This is a genomic window from Nostoc sp. FACHB-133 (assembly GCF_014698055.1).
Taxonomy (GTDB): domain Bacteria; phylum Cyanobacteriota; class Cyanobacteriia; order Cyanobacteriales; family Nostocaceae; genus Nostoc.
The window spans coordinates 1-6,586 of the sequence record NZ_JACJSH010000130.1 but is presented as its reverse complement, the minus strand read 5'-3'; the positions used below and the strand labels follow the sequence as shown (position 1 = coordinate 6,586).

At 41.6% G+C, this 6,586-nt stretch carries 8 protein-coding genes; 7 read left to right on the top strand and 1 reads right to left on the bottom strand.

Annotated elements, in window-relative coordinates; genetic code table 11:
- The coding region (locus H6G86_RS37360; protein ID WP_190938605.1) for an SDR family NAD(P)-dependent oxidoreductase at positions 1 to 618 on the bottom strand (618 nt) is incomplete at its 3' end.
- A 624-nt stretch (positions 619 to 1,242) separates the two neighbouring features.
- Between H6G86_RS37360 and H6G86_RS37355 the strand changes: the two genes are divergently transcribed.
- The 7 genes from H6G86_RS37355 to H6G86_RS37325 all read left to right on the top strand — a co-directional run.
- A complete protein-coding gene (locus H6G86_RS37355) occupies positions 1,243 to 1,737 on the top strand; it encodes a DUF2231 domain-containing protein (protein ID WP_190938604.1) in 495 nt (164 codons plus the stop codon).
- Complete coding sequence (locus H6G86_RS37350; RefSeq protein ID WP_190938603.1) at positions 1,734 to 2,327, top strand: DUF2231 domain-containing protein; 594 nt, start codon at positions 1,734 to 1,736, stop codon at positions 2,325 to 2,327. Before H6G86_RS37355 ends, H6G86_RS37350 begins: the two co-directional genes overlap by 4 nt.
- Before the next feature lie 24 nt (positions 2,328 to 2,351).
- Positions 2,352 to 3,272: a cytochrome c oxidase subunit II gene (locus H6G86_RS37345; protein WP_190938602.1), complete on the top strand. Its 921-nt coding sequence runs from the start codon at positions 2,352 to 2,354 to the stop codon at positions 3,270 to 3,272.
- Positions 3,262 to 4,938 (top strand): cytochrome c oxidase subunit I, encoded by a 1,677-nt coding sequence (locus tag H6G86_RS37340; protein ID WP_190938601.1) that lies wholly within the window; start codon positions 3,262 to 3,264, stop codon positions 4,936 to 4,938. Before H6G86_RS37345 ends, H6G86_RS37340 begins: the two co-directional genes overlap by 11 nt.
- Before the next feature lie 213 nt (positions 4,939 to 5,151).
- Entirely contained in the window at positions 5,152 to 5,817 is a 666-nt protein-coding gene (locus H6G86_RS37335) for a cytochrome c oxidase subunit 3 (protein WP_190938606.1), read from the top strand.
- Between the two features lie 38 nt (positions 5,818 to 5,855).
- Positions 5,856 to 6,101, top strand: a complete 246-nt coding sequence (locus H6G86_RS37330) for a hypothetical protein (protein ID WP_190938600.1) — start codon at positions 5,856 to 5,858, stop codon at positions 6,099 to 6,101.
- A gap of 44 nt (positions 6,102 to 6,145) precedes the next feature.
- Positions 6,146 to 6,586 (top strand): NAD(P)/FAD-dependent oxidoreductase (locus H6G86_RS37325; RefSeq protein ID WP_190938599.1); only part of this gene is annotated, 441 nt, incomplete at its 3' end.

Below are 6,586 nucleotides of genomic sequence, written 5' to 3'. Positions count from 1 at the left end.
GTTAATTGGGGTTTTGATAGCACCAGGAGCAATACTATTAACGCGAATTTTGTGGGGAGCTAGTTCTTGAGCAATACTTTTCATCATCATATTAATACCACCTTTGCTAGTAGCATAATTAACATGACCTGCCCAAGGGATTACTTCATGCACTGAACTCATACAAATAATTTTACCTGCTGCACAAGAAATATTAGGCTTCACACCTCGACGTAAGAATTCCTTTGCAGCTTCCCTAGCACACAAGAATTGTCCCGTCAGATTTATCCCAATAACTGCATTCCATTGCTCAATGGTCATATCGATAAATGCTGAATCTTTTTGAATGCCAGCATTACTTACTAAAATATCAATAGTGCCAAATTCTTGAAGCGTTTTGCTAAACATCGCTTTTACTTGGTCTTCTTTGCTGACATCGGCTTGAATAGCGAATGCTTCTCCATTATTAGCTTTGATATCATCAACAATTTTGTGGGCTGATTCAGCTTCAGAATGGTAGTTGATGGCTACTGCTGCACCTGATGTAGCCAAATTGCGAGCAATGGCTTCACCAATCCCAGAACTAGCACCTGTCACCAGTGCTTTTTGACCTTTAAGCAGGTAAGGAGGATAGCTCATAATGCTTTTAATACTTTTAAAAAGTGTATTATTTGTAAGTCACTGAAGACTTGCATGATATGAGAATTTTGCTTGCTTCGCGTAGTATTAACTGAGCAAATTTACATTATCAAAATCTTTAAATTATCGATTAAACAAACAAAATCTTTTAGTATCTTAAGTTAACCTAGTATTTTCCTAATCTATCCAGAGAAAGATAAAAGGTATATTGTTTTACTGACCAATATTTTAATTAGTTGTCATTCCTGTGACAATAGTATGTCTTTATTTGTAAGATTTGTTAAGTTATAGATTTCAAGGCTATTTCAATCTGAACCATAATTTATGGTATATTCAGAGAAACCTGGCTTATCAGTTTTAGTTAATATCGATTGGTCTATTAAACAAACGAAAGTTCTAGCTATTTTGATTAGTTTTTATGCTTGAATAAATAATTGCTAAAAAATAGTGGATGGAAAAAATTCTGATTTCGGAATTTACTTTAAAATTTTAGTTGCATCACATTTTTTAAATCTTTTTTAATTACTTTAGCTGCGGCTTTGGCACTAGCATTTTTGACAATATGAATGATGCGTTAGGCGGATAGCATCTATCTACATACTTAGACTTATAAGGGAAAAAGCGATGCCTGCTCTGTCTCTAAATAGCCAAAATTTACCATACCCTGACCCTTTGCACCCCATCATTGTCCACTTCGTAATCGCAATGGTACTTTTTTCTTTCGTGTGCGATGTTCTAGGCTATTTCACGCGTAACGTGCGTTTATTTGAGGTGAGTTTTTGGAATATGTTTGTTGCTGCGATCGCAATTTTCATCGCGATTATCTTTGGTCAATTTGAAGCAGGACTAGCACAAGCCCAGAAAGCAGCCCAGTCAACACTGAATTATCATACCGTCTTGGGTTGGTCATTAGCGGCGATGGTTGCCGCGATCGCAGCTTGGCGTTTTGTGATTCGCAACCGTAGCCCCCGAAAAGTACCACCAGCTTACCTTGGGGCTGCAACATTGTTAGTCTGCCTAGTATTTTTGCAAGTGTATTTGGGGAGTAAACTATTTTGGGTGTATGGGTTGCACGTCGAGCCTGTAGTTCAAGCCATGAAACAGGGAGTTTCACCATGAACCCGCAACTGATTGAGCAGTTGAGATTGCGGCTGGGTGGTAACGGATTACCCTACGAGATTCCTATACATCCGCAGTTAGTACATCTAACATTGGGTTTGTTCATCATTGCCATCATTTTTGACATAGCCGGAGTGTTGTTTTCTTTAGAAAAACCAATTTTCAAATTTTTGGGATTGGCCGCCATCCGTTCTAGCTTTTTTGATGTCGGCTGGTACAACCTGATAGCAGCAGCCGCTATCACATTTTTCACGGTTGCGGCTGGTTTTTTTGAGCTACTTTTGGCAAATCCACCAATCGATCAAAAGAGTGCTTGGGGGTTGAGTGCTGGTTGGACGATGCTTTTACATGGTTTGGGTGGCGTTTTGCTGTTGGGGATTATTGTCGCCGTGACTGTATGGAGAGGTTTGCAACGCTATCGCTGGCGGAAAGATGCTTCCAGACAGGTGCAGTGGAGTTACCTGTTAGCAGGGATTGCAATACTAGGCATATTATTCGTTCATGGAACTTTGGGAGCGCAATTGGGAGAAGAATTTGGGATTCATGTTACTGCTGCTAATAGCATTGCCAAAAATGTTTACAGCAAATAATTAAATGAGAATTGATCAAATTTTATGTTTAGTGTTTTTGAATATGTATTAATAGCGGTTTATGTAGCAGTGTTGCTCGTCGTCAGTCGGTGGATTGGCCAACAGGCGTTTTCTTGGATGCCTCCCCAAGCTACAGCAGAAGCACAACGGGTAGATGATTTATTTAGCTTCTTAGTCTCAATTGGAGTATTTATCTTACTTGGGCTAATTGGCGTTATGGTGTATGCGATCGCATTCCATCGCGCCCCCCCAGAAGACTACACTGAGGGACACCCTTCTAGAGGTGATACGAGGCTAGAAATATTGTGGACAGCAACCCCGACTTTGTTAGTAGTGTGGATTGCTTTCCAAAGCTTCAATATTTATCAGCAATTAGATATTTTGGGTCTAAAGCAAATTGTGCATTTGCACACACCCCTAGAATCTGCACCCGCTTATGCCGAAACCATCAGTGATGCCCCCAAACCTGCATCTGAAACTATTGATGTTTTCGTTAAGCAGTGGGATTGGTCTTTTCGTTATCCAAATAATGTTACTAGCAATCAACTGCATCTACCGATAAATCGCAGCACTCGCTTAAATCTGCAAGCGCAGGATGTAATCCACGGTTTCTACGTCCCTGAGTTTCGCTTAAAGCAGGATATTATTCCAGGACGCGACATTGATATTGTGCTAACGCCCACTCGTCCAGGCAAATATCGGCTGAAAGATTCTCAATTTAGCGGTACTTACTTTGCCTTAATGGAAACGGATGTATACGTTGAATCCCTTGATAGATATAATCAGTGGCTCACGCAAACTGCGAATAGCGAACAAACCCCTGTAAATCAAGCGGTTGCCGAAAATATCCAACCACCAAAAACATTGTTTAATAGCGGCTGGTACACCGTCACACCTGCTCAACCTGGCATTGCCAATAAAAGGAAGCAAAATAATGACACATGATTTTAGTGAAGAGATTACCGGGGATCGAGAATCGAAAAATTACCAGAACCAGCAGGGTAATAGTTGGCGGCAATATTTCAGCTTCAACACCGATCATAAGGTGATTGGAATTCAGTACATGGTGATGACCTTCATGTTCTTCCTGATTGGGGGACTGTTGGCGATGTTGATCCGAGCTGAGTTGCTCACCCCAGAATCCAATCTGGTTGATCGCCCGCTTTACAACGGTTTGTTCACCATGCACGGGACAATCATGATTTTCCTGTGGATTATTCCCTTCAATGCAGGTCTTTCTAACTACTTAGTACCGTTAATGATTGGAGCGCGGGACATGGCTTTTCCCCTGCTCAACGCCATCTCTTTTTGGATGTTGCCACCCGCAGGTCTTTTACTACTATCTAGTTTCTTCCTGCCAAACGGCACTGCACAATCTGGCTGGTGGTCTTATCCGCCAATTAGTCTGCAAATTCCAGGCGGTGAACTGATTAACGGTGAATTTATTTGGATAGTCAGCCTAGTTTTAATAGGTATCTCTTCAATCATGGGGGCAGTCAACTTTATGACAACCATCTTTTGGATGCGGGCCCCAGGGATGACATTTTTTCGGATGCCCGTGTTTGTTTGGTCGGTTCTCAGTGCCCAGTTATTGCAATTGATTAATTTACCTGCTTTGACGGGTGCATTGATCCTACTGTTGTTTGACCTATCTTTTGGTACACAATTCTTTAAACCAGACGGGAATGGCGATCCCATTATTTACCAGCATCTATTTTGGTTTTACTCTCACCCAGCAGTTTATATCATGGCACTACCAGCCTTCGGTATTTTTGCTGAGGTTCTGCCTGCATTTTCTCGCAATCCTCTATTTGGTTATCGGTCAGTGGCGATCGCAACCTTAGGTATTGCTGCGATCAGCATTTTCGTTTGGGCACATCACATGTTCACCAGCGCCACCCCTGGTTGGATGCGGATGACCTTCATGGCTACCTCAATGTTAGTTGCTATACCCACCGGTATTAAAGCCTTCGCTTGGACTGCCACCATCTGGCGGAGCAAGCTACATCTAGAGACACCAATGCTGTTTGCGATGGGAGGTGCAGCTATGTTTATTTTTGGCGGTGTTACTGGTGTAATGCTTGCTGCCACGCCATTTGATATTCACGTTAATAACACATACTTTGTTGTGGGACACTTCCACTACATCGTTTTTAACACGATCACAATGGCAATCTTCGCGGCAATTTACTACTGGTTTCCCAAAATAACTGGAAGGATGTATGCCGAGGGTTGGGGCAAGTTACATTTTTGGCTAACCTTTATTCCTGCCAATATTACCTTCTTCTCCATGCACCCATTAGGTTTACAAGGGATGCTACGCCGAGTTTCTTCCTACGACCCACAGTATCAAGGATGGAACGTCATCGCTAGCTTGGCTTCATTTTTACTAGGAGCATCCACACTGCCTTTTATTGCTAACATCGTAGGCTCTTGGCTTTACGGACCGCGTGCAGTTGACAATCCTTGGCACGCTAGTGGATTGGAATGGACAACATCTTCACCACCTCCGCGAGATAACTTTGAAGAGATTCCAATTGTCACAAGACCTCCTTATGACTACGGCAATCCAAAATACTCAATAATCGAAAATTCTAATAACAATGAGTAAGAAATTAGAGGATGTTTGAAAAGTCATGATTGATGTATCAAATATTTTTACCCCACCCTAGCCCTCCCCTTATAAAGGGGAGGGAACCGGATTTTCTTGTTTCCCCCCTTTATAAGGGGGGATTAAGGGGGGTAATAATTCGATTAAAATCACAACATACCACTTTTCAAACATCCTCTTAGACAAATTTTAATTACGAATTACGAATTACGAATTATGCGTCGCACTATTCATATAGATGAAAGTCCTATCCGTTTTGATTTGTGGCGGCGACGCTTACCAAATTGGTTACAGCGCTTCCTACCAAGTGGTGGCGGTAGCCATGAAGATCATCATGGTAAAGGAATGTTCGGATTTACCGTGTTCCTGCTGTCAGAAAGTATCATTTTTTTGAGTTTTATCTTTACTTATGTTGCTCTACGACTGACTACTAAAAATTGGCTGCCACCCGGTATATCGGGGCCAGAATTGTCTACAATTGTGGTTATTAATACGGTAGTATTACTTTCTAGTAGTTTTGTCATTCAACCAGCAGAAAATGCCCTCAAGCGTAATCAACTCACGAAATTTCGTTGGCTATGGTTAGTAACGATCGCAATGGGGAGTTACTTCTTAGTTGGTTTGCTAATTGAGTGGAAAAATCTCGATTTCAAGATTACTACAGGATTAGTTGGTTCGACATTTTACTTACTAACAGGCTTCCACGGTCTACACGTCCTGGCTGGTGTTGTGCTTCAGATAATTATGCTGATTCGTTCATTCATCCCAGGCAACTATAATAAAACTCACTTCGGGACAAGTGCGACTACTCTTTTTTGGCACTTTGTTGATGTAGTTTGGGTCTTTCTTTTCTCGCTTCTCTACCTTTGGCGGGCATAAAACAATTCAGAAATTCCAGTATTTTAAGGAGTAATGTGATGAATCTATTCTTACAAGAAATACCAGCCTCAGAACGCGCCCCAAAAACAATTCAAGAAACTCCAGCACCAGGTAAAGATCCATTAATTGCACGCGGATTACAAAAAGAGCAATATGCTGGCATTATTGGGCTAGCGATCGCTATGATTGCCGCTGTCGGATTTTTTAGTCAGAGAGTTGAATATGCTATTGCATTTGCTGTGTTCCTCAGCGCTATTTTGATAGCTTTGTTTTTATTCATCTAGCAAAGCTTTCATTATCTGATTTAACAACATTTGTGAGGGATTTTATGAACAGCCCAGTTTATCAAACTGTGATTGTCGGCGGTGGTTTTGCGGGGCTATTTACAGCCTTACATTTAGCTCACGAACATTATCCTCGTTCTGTTATCTTGATTGATAAAGACGAGCGCTTTTGCTTTAAGCCGCTACTATATGAATATTTCGATGGCGAGATGGATACCTTTCAGGTAGTCCCGCGTTTTTCGGAACTACTTAAAGGTAGTGGTGTCATCTTTGTGCAAGATACAGTGCAATCGATAGACTTGCATCAACGGGAAGTCAAATTAGTATCGGGAAACTCCTATAATTACAGCAACTTAGTATTAGCCTTGGGCAGCGTTACTGGCTATCATCAAGTTGAAGGTGCGAATGTTAATGCCTTTCCTTTCTGGACGCAAGCAGATGCGATCGCTCTTGACCGACATTTACGTGACTGTTTGCAAAAAGCC